We start from the raw sequence: 17,913 nt of genomic DNA on the forward strand, positions 1-17,913 counted from the left end.
ACTCGAGGTTATTTGGGTATAATTTCGAATTCCTTTGTCAAAGTTTGGACAAAAGCTTGAGCTATCTGTTAGTTTGAGTGTAAAGAGTTTTTGTCTTCGTTACACATTCGCTTATCATGATATGTGACATTAACGATGACACCGATAATTCTCAGCATTTTCTCACATACGCTTTGCTGATTTTTGCAAAACGGGTATTCACACTCAAATCGCTGAGAGTTTCTTAAAATTATTATTTTGGTTAACGCGTTTAGGCTAGCTATCTTTTAAAGAGGCTTAAGAACAATAACGAAAATACATAACCACGTTAGCCACTAAAACAGATTAAATACCACCATTATGACAGAACACGAAAATACGAATGAAGTGCCACTTTCTATTGAAGCTGGCACATTACTGAAAAACAAACGCGAATCTCTTGGGATGAGTCAAAAGCAAGTTGCTGATCGCCTGAGGCTTCGCGTTTCTGTTATTGAAGATATTGAAAATAACCGATTTGAGTCTCAACAAGTTGCGACATTTACGCGTGGTTACTTGCGTTCTTACGCGAAGTTCGTGGGCCTTGATGAGAAGATGGTTTTGACTGCGTTAGAGCAGACAGCAGATGTACAGCCGCAAGAGCAAGAAATTGAAATGCAGAGCTTCTCTCGCAAAACAAAAGATGAGAAGCACAATAGCCGTATCATGCTCCTGACTTGGGTTATCGGGTTGGTCATTATTGGTATTTCTGCAGCTTGGTGGTGGCAAAACCAGCAAGAGAATAGCCTAACGAAGGAAGTTACGGATTCAAGTGTTGAAGCGCCGAAGCCCACAGCGCAAGAGTTAGCTGATATCGATTTAATGACGGCTGAGGAGTTAATCGCAAGTACTCCTGAAGAAGTTGTTTCAACAAGTAATGATGTTGTTGAAACGAGTGAAGTACCAGTCGAGCAGGGTAGCGATCCTCTGCTTGCTGAAACTGAAAATACAACAAGCGTAGATTCTGAAGAACCTGTTGCCGTGATTGAAACTGCGGAAGAGGAACAGCCTGCGCCAGTCGTACCTGAAGGCATGACACTTCTTACTATGAAGTTTAAAGCGGACTGTTGGATTCAAGTAAAAGACACCAATGGTAAAACGCTGGTAAGTGGTACTCATAAACTAGGACAAGATGTAGAACTTACCGGAAAAGCGCCGTTTAAAGTGATATTAGGCGCACCGGAAGGGGTTACAATGACATTTGCAAGTGAACCTGTCGACCTTTCTGGGTATACTTCAGGCAAAGTAGCTAGATTCACTCTACCGTTATAAAAAATTATGCAACACGAATCTCCAATTATTCGTCGTAAATCGACGCGTATTTATGTGGGTGATGTGCCAATTGGTGATGGTGCGCCAATTGCCGTACAGTCAATGACTAACACTCGCACGACTGACGTAGAAGCGACAGTCGCTCAAATCCGAGCACTAGAAAAAGTCGGTGCAGATATCGTTCGAGTTTCTGTACCTACTATGGACGCAGCAGAAGCTTTCAAACTGATTAAACAGCAAGTTTCTGTACCATTAGTGGCTGATATTCATTTCGACTATCGTATCGCGCTGAAAGTGGCGGAGTACGGTGTTGACTGTTTACGTATCAACCCAGGTAACATCGGCAATGAAGAGCGCATTCGCGCTGTTGTTGACTGTGCTCGCGATAAAAACATCCCAATCCGTATTGGTGTCAACGGTGGATCTTTGGAAAAAGATTTACAGATGAAATACGGTGAACCAACGCCGGAAGCTTTGGTTGAATCGGCGATGCGTCACGTAGATCATCTCGATCGTCTTAACTTTGACCAATTTAAAGTTAGCGTGAAAGCTTCAGACGTTTTTCTTGCGGTGGATTCATACCGTCTACTAGCAAAGAAAATCGATCAGCCGCTTCACTTGGGTATTACAGAAGCGGGCGGTGCTCGCGCTGGCGCTGTTAAGTCATCTGTTGGCTTAGGTATGCTGTTATCTGAAGGGATCGGTGATACGCTGCGTATCTCTTTGGCTGCCGATCCAGTTGAAGAAATCAAAGTCGGTTTCGACATTCTTAAATCTCTGCGTATTCGCTCTCGAGGCATCAACTTTATTGCTTGCCCAAGTTGCTCGCGCCAAGAATTTGATGTGATTGGCACAGTGAACGCACTTGAGCAGCGTTTAGAAGACATCATCACGCCAATGGATGTGTCTATCATCGGTTGTGTGGTAAACGGCCCTGGTGAAGCAGAAGTTTCTCACTTAGGTCTAGCAGGTAGTAACAAGAAGAGCGCATTCTACGAAGATGGTAAACGCCAGAAAGAACGCTTTGATAACGATGACCTTGTGAATCAGCTAGAAGCTAAGATCCGTGCGAAAGCAGCCATGATGAATGGCGAAAACCGCATCGAAGTTAAAGTACAAGATTAATCTCAACGAGAATTACGGTAAGTATTGTGGCAAAAACAATTCAAGCAATTCGAGGCATGAACGATTGCCTCCCAACTCAGTCTCCACTGTGGCAGAAACTAGAAAACACAGTGAAAAATGTAATTAGCGCATACGGTTATAACGAAGTGCGCATGCCAATCGTTGAAGAAACAAACCTATTCAGCCGCGCTGTTGGTGAAGAGACAGACGTCGTTTCAAAAGAAATGTACACCTTTGATGATCGTAACGGAGACAGCCTAACACTTCGCCCTGAAGGTACGGCGGGTTGTGTACGTTCATGTATTCAAAACAGCCTGATCAACCGTGACGAACAGCGTCTGTGGTACATGGGGCCTATGTTCCGCCATGAACGTCCGCAGAAAGGTCGTTACCGTCAATTCCACCAGTGTGGTGTTGAGGTGTTTGGTCTAAATGGTCCAGATGTTGATGCAGAGCTTATCATGATGACGGCGCGTCTATGGCGTGAGCTAGGTATCAATGAACATGTTCGTCTTGAGCTGAACTCTATCGGTTCTCAAGAAGACCGCGCAGACTACCGTACTGCACTGGTTGCGTTCCTTGAGCAACATATTGATGTGCTAGACGAAGATTGTAAGCGTCGCATGCACACGAACCCACTGCGTGTTCTGGATACGAAGAACCCTGACGTTCAAGCTATTTTAGGTGATGCACCTCGCCTTTCAGATTACTTAGGTGAAGAATCTAAAGCACACTTCGCAGGTCTATGTGAACTTTTAGACGCCGCAGGTATCGAATACACAGTTAACGAACGTCTAGTTCGTGGTCTGGATTACTACAACCGCACGGTATTTGAATGGATCACTGAAAGCCTAGGTGCTCAAGGCACCGTTTGTGGCGGTGGACGTTACGATGGTCTTGTAGAGCAATTAGGTGGTAAACCAACACCAGCAGTTGGCTTTGCAATGGGCCTAGAGCGTCTTGTTCTGATGCTAGAAACACTAGAACTAACAGACGTTCGTCGCAGTGTGGATGTTTACGTAGTAACAGCAGGCGAAGGCACCATGATGGCAGGAATGAAGCTAGCAGAGCAGCTTCGTGAGTCTATCCCTGGCGTTCGTGTGATGAATCACTTCGGTGGCGGTAACTTCAAGAAACAGTTTAAACGCGCAGACAAAGTTGGTGCTGTTGTAGCATTAGTTCTGGGTGAAAACGAAGTTGCGGATAATACCGTAGTACTGAAAGATTTGGCCGGTGGTGAGCAAGAGACTTACAACCAAGCAGAAGTTGCAGAAAAGATCGCAGCACTGATTTAAGTCTTTTAGTAATCTAACAAAATTACATCCTAGTTCGTAAGCTAAGGCTCCCAAATGTGGAGCCTTTAAACGAAATAGGAACAATGGCAGCTAAGCTGCCATTTACATGTTTTAAGAGGACAGGAAGTGGAACTTTACGATACTGAAGAACAACAAGTTGAAGCCATTAAAGACTGGTGGAAGGAAAACGGCAAAGCCGTCATCATCGGTGCGGTTGTTGGCTTAGGTGGTTTATTTGGCTGGCGTTACTACCAGGATTCTGTGATTCAGGCGAGTGAAGCAGCTTCTCAAAGCTACACGACAGCAATGAATGCTTTGCAAGATAAAGGTACTGATGCTCAAGCTGACGTGAAAGCTTTCATTGAGTCAAATGAAGTAAAAGAATATTCAGTATTGGCTGCGCTACAACTTGCTAAAGCACAAGTTGAAGCTCAAGATCTTTCTGCTGCATTAGAGCAATTGAAGTGGGCGCAAAGCAACACTCAAGATGCTGCGCTGTTACCATTGATTAGTTACCGCATTGCGCGTATTGAGACGGAAATGGGTAACTTCGAAGCTGCAACGGCAGAGCTAAGTAACGTCACTGATACAGCATGGACAGGTCGTATTGCTGAACTTCGTGGCGATATTGCGATTCGCCAAGGTGACAAAGATGCCGCATACGCTGCGTATACTGAAGCTCAGCAAGCGGCAGACGCAAGCCCGACACTACAAATGAAATTGGACGATCTGGCGAAATAAGGACCGCATTGGATGAAAAGAGTCTTTAACAAAGCCTTGTTAGGGGCGTTAACAATGGGAATTCTTGCCGGTTGTGCTGGTGAGAAAGATACCATTGTAATGGCGCCACTACCTCAGGTAGACAGTGAGTTTACAACCAGTAGTGAGTGGAGTACATCGGTTGGCGATGGTGTTGGTCATTACTTTTCAAAGCTATCCCCTGTATTTGCGAATGATACATTGTTCGTGGCAAGTCGCGATGGCTTAGTAAAAGCGCTGGATCCTGAAAACGGTAAACAACGTTGGCAAACGGACCTAGAAGAAGATGTCATTGCTCGTCTCTCTGGTGGTATCACAGCAGCATACGGAAACCTTTACATTGGCTCTGAGAATGGTGAAGTCATCTCTCTTGACCAAGAAACAGGTGAAATTGTTTGGCGTGTAAAAGTTGGTGGTGAGGTACTGGCGAAGCCAGTTGCAGATTCAGGCCTTATTATCATCAATACTAGCCGAGGCATGTTGATTGCCCTTAATGAGAGTACAGGTGAGCAACGCTGGGCATTGAGTACAGAAGTGCCGAACCTAACTTTACGTGGCGATAGTACTCCGACTGCAATTGGCGGCGGTGTATTTTGGGGAACGGCAAATGGCCGACTCGCAGCTGCTATCGTTGAGCGTGGTCAGCTGATTTGGCAACAGCCTGTTGGTACGCCAAAAGGCGCGACAGAAATTGATCGTTTGGTTGATGTTGATTCATCGCCAATTGTGCTAGGCGGTACTCTTTTCACCATTGGATACAATGGTCAACTTATCGCCATTGATTTGCGTTCAGCGAACCCGATTTGGAAGCGCAATTACTCATCTGCAACAGACATTTCTACAGATGGTAGCCGCATCTTTGTGATAACGGAAAAAGATCATGTTGTTGCCGTTGATTCACGAAGTGGGACTGAGTTGTGGGAAAACAGCTTGCTTGAGCACCGACAACTTACAGCGCCAGTTATTGTCGGCAATTATCTCGTTGTCGGTGACACGCTTGGTTACCTTCACTGGATGGATCGTTCAACGGGCGAATTTGTTGCGCAGCAGTTTATCGATGATAGCGGCTTGGCCGTTGGCCCGACGTTATTGTCGGATGGTTATGTGATTACAACTCGCAACGGCGATGTAAAGAAACTAACCATTAACGAATAATATCGTGATATAATTCACATTCGGCTCCTGGCTGGTGACAGCTAGGAGCCGTTTTGTTGTTTGAATTTATTAACCCTGACGTGGTTATAGGTAAAAAGCTGGTTTGATTTGGCATCGAGCAAGTCGTTACCTATAACTACAGAAGAAAGATTATTGTAGAGGTTGTTATGGTACCTGTTGTAGCTCTAGTAGGGCGTCCGAACGTAGGTAAATCTACACTATTTAACCGATTGACACGCACTCGTGACGCGTTGGTTGCGGACTTTCCAGGCCTAACGCGAGACCGTAAGTATGGCCAGGCGAGACTTGGTGAAGAGCACGAATTCATTGTGATTGATACCGGCGGTATTGATGGCACAGAAGAAGGCGTGGAAACAAAGATGGCAGAACAGTCATTAGCCGCGATTGATGAGGCTGATGTTGTATTGTTCCTTGTTGACGGTCGTGCTGGTCTGACACCTTCAGATGCAGCAATTGCTGCGCATCTGCGTAAAATTGAAAAGCCAGCGATGCTGGTGGTAAACAAAATAGATGGTATTGATGCCGATGCGGCGTGTGCTGATTTTTGGCAGCTCGGCGTGGATGATATGTACCAGATTGCGGCCGCTCATGGCCGTGGTGTGACCGCTTTGCTTGAGCGTGCTTTATCTCCATTCTTTGATGATCTATTAACAAGTGAATCTGAAGAAGGTGAGATTGAAGACCTGACTGGATTCGAAGACGAAGAGCCTCTTGTTGAAGATTACACTGAAGAAGACGCAGAAGCTGAATTCAAGCGCCTTCAAGAGCAGCCGATTAAGTTGGCGATCATCGGTCGTCCTAACGTAGGTAAATCGACACTGACTAACCGTATTCTGGGTGAAGAACGTGTGGTTGTATACGATATGCCTGGTACGACGCGTGATTCTATCTACATCCCGATGGAGCGTGATGGACGCGAATACGTACTAATTGATACCGCAGGTGTTCGTCGTCGTGGTCGTATCAATGAAACGGTTGAAAAGTTCTCTGTTGTTAAGACGCTGAAAGCGGTAGAAGATGCAAACGTCGTTCTACTGGTGATTGATGCACGTGAAAATATTTCAGATCAAGACCTAAGCTTGCTTGGCTTTGCACTGAATGCTGGACGTTCAATTGTTATCGCCGTTAACAAGTGGGATGGCCTAGACAGTGACGTGAAAGAAAGCGTGAAGAAAGAACTGGACCGCCGTTTAGGATTCGTCGACTTCGCGCGTATCCACTTTATCTCTGCGCTGCACGGTACTGGCGTTGGTCACTTGTTTGAATCTATCCAAGAAGCATATAACTCGGCGACAACGCGTGTGGGTACGTCAGTACTGACGCGTATCATGAAGATGGCAGTGGATGATCACCAGCCGCCAATGGTTCGTGGTCGTCGTATCAAACTCAAATACGCACACGCAGGTGGTTACAACCCACCGATCGTTGTTATCCACGGTAACATGGTTCGTGAATTGCCAGATTCGTATAAACGTTATCTGATGAACTACTTCCGTAAGTCTCTGGAAATTATGGGAACACCGATTCGCATTAACTTCCACAACAGTGATAACCCATACGAGAACCGTACGAATAAGCTTACGCTATCACAAGAGCGTAAACGCAAACGTATGATGTCGATGGTGAAAAACCGCAATAAATAATGAAATTCGAATACCCAAGTTTCTACTTGGGTATTTTTTTATCAAAAGTAATCGTAAAAATGACTATCACAGCAACAAAGACTCGTTTTTGTCATCAAACATGGCAATTAGAAGCACAAATACAGCTCGTTCAATCTACGGAAGAAGTGACTTACGTTATTACAGATGTCACGCCGTTCCATCCCGTTAGTCACATATGGCCGGATCACCCTGCAGACAAAGGAACGTTGAAGGTGAATGGGGCTGAGCATGACGTAGTAGATTGCCAAGTTGGAGCAGTGGAGCAGGAGAGTGGTGCTTTGTATGTGGGTAGTGACATCCCTGTAAAGCGTGATGCTGAAGGTTGGGTGTTTGTCGTCGTGCATGTTTTATCACGTACGGAATCACTTGCAATTAATGACTTGGTAATATTAGCGGTAGATAAAGACTATCAAAATGCTTTGAGCCGAGGCCACACTGCAGGACACTTAGCGTATTTGGCGTTGAATAAAGTACTAGCGGAAGACTATTGGCGAAAAGACGCAGACCGCAAAGACCCGCATGGTTATTATGACTTTAATAGCTATGCGCAAGTTACGAGTTATGTCACTCCAGACAAGTGCCTCGATACGTACCGTTTAGGCAAAACACTCCGTAAAAGAGGATTAAACAGTGCAGATATGCTGAATGACCTCCAGGCGATTGCAGAAAAAGTGAATGGCCAACTGGTTGAATGGCTTCAAAGAGATGCGATGATCACCATGGAATGCCACGGCGATAGATTAACTGACTCTCGCTATTGGAAATGCGATTTAGGGGAAGGTCAATTAGCGGTAATCCCTTGTGGTGGAACGCATGCGAGCCATTTAAATGAGTTTGCTTTTATCCAAGTTAAACTCGTTGAGCTCGACGCTCAAACTATCGAAATGCACACCAATGTAAACGCGGCTTTCTGAATAAGATCTTTTTATTAAATTCTAATTTTTTGTTTAATTAAATTAACTTAAGGATTTTTGTTCTGTATTAAATTGGAATGCAGAATATGTAACTTATGCTTTCGGTGTGTGGTTATATAAATATTCTTTTAAGGGGTGATCGCTGATCAAGGAGTAAATATCAGACGATCAGTATAAGATCCTACGTATCAAGTATGATTATCGCCTCGTGAAACTTGTTAGGGCGGTGATGAAGATCAACATACTTGTTCGTTATTTTGAGTAGCATGCGTTACTCGAAATTGCTTAGTTTAGAGAGAGGGACGGGATATGCAGCAGAACATTTGCCCGACTTGCAATGTCGAACTGGAATGGACAGGACAATACCATTGTGCACAGTGTGAATCGGATTTTAAAAAAGTAGGTTTTTGCCCTGATTGTGAGGCGGAGCTGGAGAAGCTGCAAGCATGCGGTGCTGCGAGTTACTTTTGCAATGTGTGTAATGAACTCAAATCAAAATCACGTGTCCGATTTGAGTTCCAGAAAGTCACTTAACCAGAGTTTGTATTCAGTTAACGGTAGAACGAACGTCGCCTTCGGCTAATCGAGTAATCAATACATCTCCCGACTTAACATCTGAAGATTGCGTAATTACTTTACCTTGCTCAGTTTGAGTAATTGAGTAACCTCGTTTCAATGTCGCTAGTGGGCTGACGGTGTCTAACTTCTCTGCAGCAATCGCGAGTTGATGGCGCATAGTCAGTAATTTGCGATCCATTGCATCCATGAGCTTTTGCTCAACACGTTCTAGCTTCGACTTCTGCTCGCCAAGGCGTGTTACAGGAGAATTCAATTGCAGCCGATAATGTTGACGCTCGATTCGCTGTTGGCGCAAGGCAATAAAACGACTCATCGCTCGCTGTAAGCGCATGTCCAACTCATCTAACTGTTGCGTCTGACGTTGCAAGCGATAGCTTGGGTGCTGTCTCTCTAGACGGTGCATTAATTGCGCAGATTGCTGCTTTTGTTGTGCTAGGTAGTAACGCATCGCGCTCGCTAACTTATGCTGGCGGGTAACTAAAGCTTGATCTTTGTGGCTGTTATCACGGCTTACTAGCTCAGCGGCTGCTGATGGAGTAGGCGCGCGTACGTCGGCGACAAAATCAGCTATTGTCACGTCGACTTCATGTCCAACGGCGCTAATAATAGGAATTTGGCTTGCTGCAATCGTGCGAGCTAATATCTCGTTGTTAAAGCACCATAAGTCTTCTAATGAACCACCACCTCGGCCCACAATTAGCACATCACATTCATCACGGCTGTTAGCGCGACCAATGGCTTGTGCAATTTGAATGGCTGCGTCCTCACCTTGTACTACTGTCGGATAAATCACAACGGGTAGGGAAGGATCACGACGTTTCAATACGTCTAAGATATCGTAAAGCGCGGCACCAGTTTTCGATGTGATGACGCCAACACGTTTTGGGTGTTCAGGCAAAAGTTGCTTATTGGTTTGAGCGAACAACCCTTCTGCGGCAAGCTTCATTTTCAGCTCTTCAAACTCTTGCTGAAGACGGCCGTCACCTTCCGGTTGCATGCTTTCGATGATCAATTGGTAGTCACCGCGAGGCTCATAAAGAGAAAGACGAGCTTTTACTAGGACTTGATTACCGTTAGCGGGCTTGAAAGTAACGCGGCGATTGTTACCACGAAACATGGCACATTTAACTTGAGCGCGAGAGTCTTTAAGAGTGAGGTACCAGTGACCAGAGACTGGAGCTGAAAAGTTGGATATCTCTCCGACGAGCCAAACGATCCCCATTTCGTTTTCAAGGAGTAAACGAACTTCTGCGTTGAGACGAGAAACAGTAAAGATGTTTTGATTGGTCTTGGAGAGCACAGCTAATCTCTTAGACGTGAGTATGGAAATTAGCGGCAATATAATACATAGCAAGGGGGTAATTGCAAGAAAAAAATTAAAAAATTTGTGGTCAAGCGACTGCGTTAACCGTATAATCCCTCCGCAATATCTAATCCAAATGTAGCTTGTTGCTAACACAGGTTACCCTCATTATGCGAAACGATGAGATTGGATTGTTCTTTTTACTCCTCTAATTGTGAGATATTGCAAATGCTAAGAATTGCCAAAGAAGCGCTGACATTCGATGACGTACTACTTGTGCCAGCACACTCCACCGTTCTCCCAAACACAGCTGATCTTCGCACTCAGCTAACTAAGAACATCACCCTAAACATCCCAATGATTTCAGCGTCTATGGACACTGTTACTGAAGCTCGTCTAGCGATTGCGCTAGCGCAAGAGGGTGGCATTGGCTTTATCCACAAGAACATGTCTATTGAGCAGCAGGCAGCCGAAGTTCGTAAAGTTAAGAAGTTCGAAGCTGGTATGGTAACTGACGCGGTTACTGTAAACCCTGACGCGACCATCGCTGATGTTGTTGCACTCACTGAAAAGCATGGTTTTGCAGGTTTCCCTGTTGTCACTGAGAGCAATGAGCTTGTTGGTATTATCACTGGTCGTGACGTTCGTTTTGTGACGGACCTTTCTAAGAAAGTATCTTCAGTAATGACGCCAAAAGAGAAGTTGGCAGCAGTTAAAGAAGGTGCAACACGAGAAGAAGTGCAAGAGAAAATGCACGAAGCTCGCGTAGAGAAAGTATTGGTTGTGAATGATGAGTTCCAACTAACCGGTATGATTACTGCGAAAGACTTCCACAAAGCAGAACGTAAACCAAACGCATGTAAAGATGAGCGTGGTCGCCTACGTGTTGGCGCAGCAGTTGGTGCTGGTGCTGGTAACGAAGAGCGAGTTGCTGCACTAGTTGAAGCTGGCGTTGACGTTCTACTTATCGACTCTTCACACGGTCATTCTGAAGGTGTTCTAAGCCGCATTCGTGAAACACGTGCAGCTTACCCAGATCTAGACATCATCGGTGGTAACGTAGCAACAGGTGCTGGTGCTAAAGCACTAATCGAAGCTGGCGTAAGCGCAGTGAAAGTTGGTATCGGCCCTGGTTCTATCTGTACAACTCGTATTGTAACGGGTGTGGGGGTTCCACAAATCACTGCAATCGCAGATGCGGCAGAAGTGGCTAATGATTATGGTATTCCAGTTATCGCTGACGGTGGTATCCGTTTCTCAGGTGATATCTGTAAAGCAATCGTAGCGGGCGCATCATGTGTGATGGTTGGTTCTATGTTTGCAGGTACTGAAGAAGCGCCGGGTGAAGTGATTCTATACAACGGCCGTTCTTACAAGTCTTACCGTGGCATGGGCTCTCTTGGTGCAATGTCTCAAGGTTCTTCTGACCGTTACTTCCAGTCTGACAACGCAGCGGACAAGCTAGTACCAGAAGGTATCGAAGGTCGTATCGCATACAAAGGCCGTCTAAAAGAGATCGTACACCAACAAATGGGTGGTCTACGTTCAAGCATGGGTCTAACTGGTTCTGCAACTATCGAAGATATGCGTACGAAAGCTGAATTTGTACGTATCTCTGGTGCTGGTATGCAAGAGTCTCATGTACACGATGTTCAAATTACTAAGGAAGCACCGAACTACCGTCTAGGGAACTAATTACCTAACGGAAACGTTTGCTTTTTCCTTGAAGCATTAAGAAGAGGCGAGTACACTCGCCTCGGTTTTAATCACTTAGCCTTAAAAAGACTGCTCAAAATGACTAAAAATATCCATGACCAACGTATTCTGATCTTGGACTTCGGTTCTCAGTACACTCAATTAGTAGCACGCCGCGTACGTGAAATCGGCGTTTACTGTGAACTATGGAGCTGGGATGTAGAAGAAGCGGATATTCGCGAATTCAACCCAGATGGCATTATCCTATCTGGCGGTCCAGAAAGCGTAACGGAAGAGAACTCTCCACGCGCGCCTCAATATGTGTTTGATTCTGGTGTTCCTTTACTTGGCGTATGTTACGGCATGCAAACTATGGCGGAACAACTAGGTGGCAAAGTAGCAGGCTCTAACGAACGTGAGTTTGGCTACGCTCAGGTTAAAGTTTCTGGTGAATGTGCCTTATTTAAAGATCTTGAAGCAACTCAAGACGTTTGGATGAGCCACGGCGACAAAGTAGTAGAGATCCCAGCCGATTTCGTAAAAGTTGGTGAGACAGACACTTGTCCTTACGCTGCGATGGCGAACGAAGAGAAGAAATACTACGGCGTTCAGTTCCACCCAGAAGTGACACACACAAAAGGTGGCCTACAAATGCTTGAGAACTTTGTTCTTGGCGTATGTGGCTGTGAGCGTCTATGGACATCGGAATCTATCATCGAAGACGCGGTTGCTCGCATTAAAGAGCAAGTGGGTGACGACGAAGTTATCCTAGGCTTATCTGGTGGTGTGGATTCATCTGTTGTTGCGATGCTGGTGCACCGCGCAATTGGCGACAAGCTAACGTGTGTATTTGTCGATAACGGTCTACTTCGTTTAAACGAAGGCCAACAAGTGATGGATATGTTTGGCGATAAGTTCGGCCTAAACATTATTAAAGTTGATGCAGAAGATCGTTTCCTTGAAGCACTGAAAGGCAAGTCTGACCCAGAAGAGAAGCGTAAGACAATCGGCCACGTATTCGTAGATGTATTCGATGAAGAGTCGAAAAAGCTAAAAAATGCAAAATGGCTAGCGCAAGGTACCATCTACCCAGACGTAATCGAGTCTGCGGCATCTAAGACTGGTAAAGCGCACGTGATCAAATCACACCACAATGTGGGCGGTCTACCAGATGAAATGGAAATGGGTCTTGTTGAGCCACTACGTGAGCTGTTCAAAGATGAAGTACGTAAGATTGGTCTAGAGCTAGGCCTGCCTTATAACATGCTTTACCGCCACCCATTCCCAGGTCCAGGTCTAGGTGTTCGTGTTCTTGGTGAAATCAAGAAAGAATACTGTGACTTGCTACGTCGTGCTGATGCTATCTTCATTGAAGAGCTTCACGCTGCAGACCTATATGACAAAGTATCTCAAGCGTTCACGGTATTCCTACCAGTTCGCTCTGTAGGTGTAATGGGCGATGGCCGTAAATACGACTGGGTTGTATCACTGCGTGCAGTAGAAACCATCGACTTTATGACGGCACACTGGGCGCATCTACCATACGACTTCCTAGGTAAGGTATCTAACCGTATTATCAACGAGGTTGATGGCATCTCACGTGTTGTTTACGATATTTCAGGTAAGCCACCAGCGACAATCGAGTGGGAATAATTTTCCTCTAGACTGTTGAGTTTATAAGAACCAGCCTCCGGGCTGGTTTTTTTGTGCTTCAAATTTGTGAATAGGGGACTCAACTTTTTTACAGGAGATATATACATGCGGTAAAATTAAATATATATTCATTTTAATTGTTTGAATATTATAAATGGTATTGCTATGGAACAGGCTGACGTTACCTCTCTCATTCCCATCCTTATTACTCTTTTCCTCGCTCTGACGACGAGAAATGTCGTCGTTGGTTTATTCGCAGGTGTGGTCAGTGGCGTCGCTATGCTTGAAGGGACATTTGTCGAACAAGGGCCACTAGACTCGTTTAGTGCGTTGATGAAAAGCTATCTACTGCCGCAATTAACTGACAGCTACAATGCGGGCGTCATTTTGCTCTTGGTCTTTATTGGTGGCTTTGTTGCCTTGATGGAGAAATCTGGCGGTGGTGTAGCGTTTGCTAAAAAGGTCACTCAATGGGTGGCGAGTAAGTGCCAAGCTCAACTGTCCGCATGGTTCGGTGGCGTTGTTATTTTCTTCTCAGACCTTGGTACACCGTTGATTGTTGGTCCTGTTTTTCGCCCTTTATTTGATAAGTTAAAAGTATCACGCCAAAAATTAGCTTTTATTATCGATTCGACTTCCTCTCCGGTCGCAATCTTGATTCCTTTTATCGGATGGGGTGTTTACATCATGGGGTTGATTCAAAAAGAGTTTACTGCCCTGAATGTCACTATGAGTGATTGGGATGCTTTCATTGGTGCGATCCCGTATCAGTTTTACGCCATTCTTGCGATCGCGATTGTGCCGATTGTCTCTTTCTTCAAATTAGATTTCGGACCGATGGCGAAGGCTGAACAACTAGCAGAGCAGGGTTCCGACTTTGGGAAAGTGCAGGAGTCCATGAATGTGTTTACGCATAAAAATGCAAAATCTAGTTTTGTATGGGCACCTTTGCTCGTTATGCTGGTGGTTTTATGTACGATCCTCGTACCACACGGTTTTCCATTTCAAAAAGTAGCAGGCTCAACGTTCAGGGCTGCACTTTCTTCGGCATATTTCTTCGCAGCCTTTACTTTGATTGCGCTGATGGCGTTTTATGGCGTAAGAAAACTCTCTGATGGCATTCAGGTTTACCTAAAAGGGATGTCGAACATGATGTCAGTGGCGGTGATTTTGGTATTGGCTTGGGCGCTTAGCTCGGTTGGAAAAGAATTAGGTGCAGCTGCATACATTGCTGAACAAGCTCAAGCCGGTTTCCCGTATTGGCTATTGCCAGCAGTCGCCTTTTTGCTTGCTGGTATTATTTCGTTCGCTACGGGATCATCTTGGGGGACATTTGCCATCATGATGCCATTGGTGATCCCAACGGCCGTCGCGATTGATGCCCCTTTGTTAGTTTGTATTGGTGCAGTGTTATCTGGTGGCCTGTTTGGCGATCACTGCTCGCCAATCTCTGAAACTACGATTTTGTCGTCAACAGGAGCTGGGTGTGAGCAGTATGAGCACTTCCGAACTCAGTTACCTTACGCATTACTCAATGGAATGATTGCATTAGGATGTTTCCTTTTAGCTGGAATCAACGCCTCGCCAGTGATTGTGCTTGCCGCCATTGTTGCCCAGTGTGTGGTTTATTTTGTGTTGTCTAAACAAAAATCAACCGCGCAGCTAGACGTGGTTTCGGCAGAACAATAAAGATAGAAATATCATAAAGCGGAGGCTCATTGGGTCTCCGCTTTTCTTTTGAGTCAAGGTAACATTTTTCTTGTGACAAAATGTGTGCGAGGACTTATTTATTCATTTTGTCTCGCAGAATCAACGCACTTAGCTCGGCGTTTTGTATATATGATCCACTATATGTCTAGTTATTCCTTGTATATTGTATTGTTAAAATCCGGAGACTAGACATGTTTGCACTCAAACATCTTCCTCTTGCATTGAGTTGTGTCCTAGCTGCACAAGCGAATGCGAGTATGAATATCCAGCCCGATCCGCAGAATCCAAACGGTTATGTCATTGCTCGTGGTGACGTTCAAGCCGTAGAGCAAAGCAAAACCTCTGACCCTATGTATGCCATTTGGTCACAAGCATTAGAGACGCGCCCGAACTCAGTGGTGGAGGCGATTGTTCCAAGAGCGGCAACCAATCCAGAAAACGTGAAGCGTGTAGAGCGTGTGTTCCCTGAAAGTGAGTGGGACTTCCTGACTCAAATGGCGGCACCTGAATACACTTACACGCGTTTCCTACGTGCAATTGGTAAGTTCCCTGCATTCTGTGGTGAGTACACGGATGGTCGAGATTCGGATGCGATTTGTAAAAAATCGATCGTGACAGCCTTTGCTCACTTTGCGCAGGAAACTGGTGGTCATATTTCGATTGATAACGTATCGGATAACCCTCTTGGATTGGAAGAGTGGCAGCAAGCTTTGGTTCATGTGCGTGAAATGGGCTGGTCAGAAGGTCAAGAAGGTTACACGACAGGTTGTGGTCAGAATGACTGGCAAAACAAGCGTTGGCCATGTGAACCAGGACAAGGTTACTTTGGACGTGGTGCTAAACAGCTTTCTTACCATTTTAACTATGGCGCGTTCTCTGAAGTGATGTTTGATGGTGATGCATCTGTATTGCTAAAAAATCCAGGCTTGGTTGCGGATTCATGGCTGAACTTGGCATCGGCTATCTGGTTCTTCCTAACGCCACAAGCACCGAAACCTGCAATGCTGCATGTGATTGACCGTACTTGGGTGCCTTCACAGCGTGAGCTTGATGCTGGCATTGGTTACGGCTTTGGTACCACCATCAACGTTATCAATGGTGGTATTGAGTGTGGTGAGCAAAACAAGGATAAAGGTCAACCTGTTAACCGTATTCGTTATTGGGAAGGTCTTGCCGCCCATTATCAAATTCCAATTGAAGCTGATGAAACAAACACTTGTTGGCAGCAGACGCCTTACGGCAGTCTGAACCTAAATGGTGCGACAGACGTGCTTTACACCAACTGGGATGGTAACTGGAAATACTACTCAGATCGCCCTGGAGGCCATTCGTTTGAATGTGAGTTGGTTGGTTTCCAAACGGCTTACTCTGCGCTAGTTGCGGGTGATTACGAGAAGTGCGTAACTAACTTCTACCAATCTCATGCGGGTTGGCCTGAAGTTCGTGTGGTTGACAAGTTAGATCCTGTAGATCCGGTCGATCCGCCTGTAGGTGGCGTGGCAGCTTGGGATGCAAGCAAAGTGTACAACACTGGTGATCAAGTCTCTTACCAAGGTGCTGTTTACGAAGCGAAATGGTGGTCACAAGGTAATGAGCCAACGAAAGGCGACCCGTGGAAGCTGGTCTCAGGCACTCCGACAGAGCCGCCTACAACGGAACCTGAACCACCAGTGACTGAGCCAGAGCCGCCCGTCACAGAACCGGAGCCACCAGTAACCGAGCCAGAACCACCAGTGACAGGTAATTTTATTCAGTGGGAGCCGGGCGTAACGCAAGTCGCTAACGGCGATAAAGTGACGTACCAAAACAAATGCTTTGTCGCAAAAAACGGCCCTGGAGTGTGGGAAAGCCCAACGCAAAGTAACTGGTTCTGGGACGAGATCTCTTGCCTGTAGTTGATTGAAAAGTAGTCTAACCATCTATAAAGACTCTGCTTTTTAGCGGGGTCTTTTTTTATTTGAGCGGTTGCTTATTTATGGAATCTAAGTTTTCAATAACAGTTTTTCTCTTTTGTTCTGGGGCCCATTAAAATTCGCGCGCATTTTTTATCAACATTTTTGAAAAAAGGTATTTGTACATGTCGACAAAACTGGCTAACCCAGCACCGCTAGGTCTAATGGGTTTCGGTATGACCACTATTCTGCTCAATATTCATAACGCAGGATTTTTCCCAATTGACTCTATGATTCTAGCGATGGGCATCTTTTACGGTGGCCTTAGCCAAGTAATCGTTGGCATCATGTGCTTTAAACGCGGCGACGCGTTCGGCACAACTGCGTTTACTTCTTACGGTCTATTTTGGCTAACACTAGTAGGCTTGATCGTAATGCCTCACATGGGTCTTCCTGCAAGCCCAGCAAGCTTTATGGGTTGGTACCTAGCGCTTTGGGGCATCTTCACTGGTTTCATGTTCATTGGTTCTCTATGCTACCCAACAGCGAAGCAAGTGGTATTTGGTTCTCTAACTATCCTGTTCTTCTTGCTTGCTGCTCGTGACTTTACTGGTAGCGAAGTGATCGGTGCTATCGCTGGCTTCGAAGGTATCTTCTGTGGCGCAAGTGCAATTTACTTCGCAATGGCGCAAGTACTAAACAACGAATTTGGTCGTGAAGTTCTACCTGTAGGTAAAGCAAAAATCGCTCGTAAAGTTGAAGCTGTCGCTGCTTAATCTTTTACACATAATGCAGAAAAGGGGATTAACCAATGGTTAATCCCCTTTTTTATGCCCTTAAACGGACCACTGCTTTTTC

At 45.5% G+C, this 17,913-nt stretch carries 14 protein-coding genes; 13 read left to right on the plus strand and 1 reads right to left on the minus strand.

What is annotated here, in order from left to right:
- Positions 1-339: 339 nt before the first annotated feature.
- From rodZ to MTR11_RS03700, 8 genes are all read left to right on the plus strand, one after another.
- Positions 340-1,290, plus strand: coding sequence for a cytoskeleton protein RodZ (gene rodZ, locus MTR11_RS03665; RefSeq protein WP_243327027.1), 951 nt, complete (start codon positions 340-342; stop codon positions 1,288-1,290).
- Between the two features lie 6 nt (positions 1,291-1,296).
- Entirely contained in the window at positions 1,297-2,415 is a 1,119-nt protein-coding gene (ispG, locus tag MTR11_RS03670) for a flavodoxin-dependent (E)-4-hydroxy-3-methylbut-2-enyl-diphosphate synthase (RefSeq protein WP_005391537.1), read from the plus strand.
- A 26-nt stretch (positions 2,416-2,441) separates the two neighbouring features.
- Complete coding sequence (gene hisS / locus MTR11_RS03675) at positions 2,442-3,710, plus strand: histidine--tRNA ligase (RefSeq protein ID WP_046874336.1); 1,269 nt, start codon at positions 2,442-2,444, stop codon at positions 3,708-3,710.
- A gap of 126 nt (positions 3,711-3,836) precedes the next feature.
- The gene (locus MTR11_RS03680) at positions 3,837-4,451 is read left to right on the plus strand and encodes a YfgM family protein (RefSeq protein WP_182036886.1); all 615 of its coding nucleotides are present in this window, start codon (positions 3,837-3,839) and stop codon (positions 4,449-4,451) included.
- A gap of 12 nt (positions 4,452-4,463) precedes the next feature.
- Entirely contained in the window at positions 4,464-5,624 is a 1,161-nt protein-coding gene (gene bamB / locus MTR11_RS03685; protein WP_005391528.1) for an outer membrane protein assembly factor BamB, read from the plus strand.
- A 167-nt stretch (positions 5,625-5,791) separates the two neighbouring features.
- Positions 5,792-7,288, plus strand: coding sequence for a ribosome biogenesis GTPase Der (der, locus tag MTR11_RS03690; RefSeq protein ID WP_005391527.1), 1,497 nt, complete (start codon positions 5,792-5,794; stop codon positions 7,286-7,288).
- 59 nt (positions 7,289-7,347) lie between these two features.
- Complete coding sequence (locus tag MTR11_RS03695) at positions 7,348-8,223, plus strand: alanyl-tRNA editing protein (protein WP_170903111.1); 876 nt, start codon at positions 7,348-7,350, stop codon at positions 8,221-8,223.
- 309 nt (positions 8,224-8,532) lie between these two features.
- Positions 8,533-8,757, plus strand: coding sequence for a zinc ribbon domain-containing protein (locus tag MTR11_RS03700; RefSeq protein ID WP_047010185.1), 225 nt, complete (start codon positions 8,533-8,535; stop codon positions 8,755-8,757).
- 13 nt (positions 8,758-8,770) lie between these two features.
- Here MTR11_RS03700 and xseA read toward each other — a convergent pair whose 3' ends face one another.
- Positions 8,771-10,102, minus strand: a complete 1,332-nt coding sequence (gene xseA / locus MTR11_RS03705) for an exodeoxyribonuclease VII large subunit (protein ID WP_243327028.1) — start codon at positions 10,100-10,102, stop codon at positions 8,771-8,773.
- Positions 10,103-10,333: 231 nt separating this feature from the next.
- Between xseA and guaB the strand changes: the two genes are divergently transcribed.
- The 5 genes from guaB to MTR11_RS03730 all read left to right on the plus strand — a co-directional run bounded on the left by guaB (position 10,334) and on the right by MTR11_RS03730 (position 17,831).
- Positions 10,334-11,800 carry an IMP dehydrogenase gene (gene guaB, locus MTR11_RS03710; RefSeq protein ID WP_005391524.1) on the plus strand — a complete coding sequence of 489 codons (1,467 nt, stop codon included), beginning with the start codon at positions 10,334-10,336 and terminating at the stop codon, positions 11,798-11,800.
- Positions 11,801-11,899: 99 nt separating this feature from the next.
- A complete protein-coding gene (guaA, locus tag MTR11_RS03715; RefSeq protein WP_005391523.1) occupies positions 11,900-13,453 on the plus strand; it encodes a glutamine-hydrolyzing GMP synthase in 1,554 nt (517 codons plus the stop codon).
- Between the two features lie 165 nt (positions 13,454-13,618).
- Positions 13,619-15,142 carry a Na+/H+ antiporter NhaC family protein gene (locus MTR11_RS03720; protein WP_243327029.1) on the plus strand — a complete coding sequence of 508 codons (1,524 nt, stop codon included), beginning with the start codon at positions 13,619-13,621 and terminating at the stop codon, positions 15,140-15,142.
- Between the two features lie 212 nt (positions 15,143-15,354).
- Positions 15,355-17,058, plus strand: a complete 1,704-nt coding sequence (locus MTR11_RS03725) for a chitinase (protein ID WP_243327030.1) — start codon at positions 15,355-15,357, stop codon at positions 17,056-17,058.
- Between the two features lie 182 nt (positions 17,059-17,240).
- Positions 17,241-17,831 (plus strand): acetate uptake transporter, encoded by a 591-nt coding sequence (locus MTR11_RS03730; protein WP_243327031.1) that lies wholly within the window; start codon positions 17,241-17,243, stop codon positions 17,829-17,831.
- Positions 17,832-17,913: the final 82 nt, after the last annotated feature.

This window comes from Vibrio sp. CCB-PB317, assembly GCF_022808245.1.
GTDB classification, from domain to species: Bacteria; Pseudomonadota; Gammaproteobacteria; order Enterobacterales; family Vibrionaceae; genus Vibrio; species Vibrio diabolicus.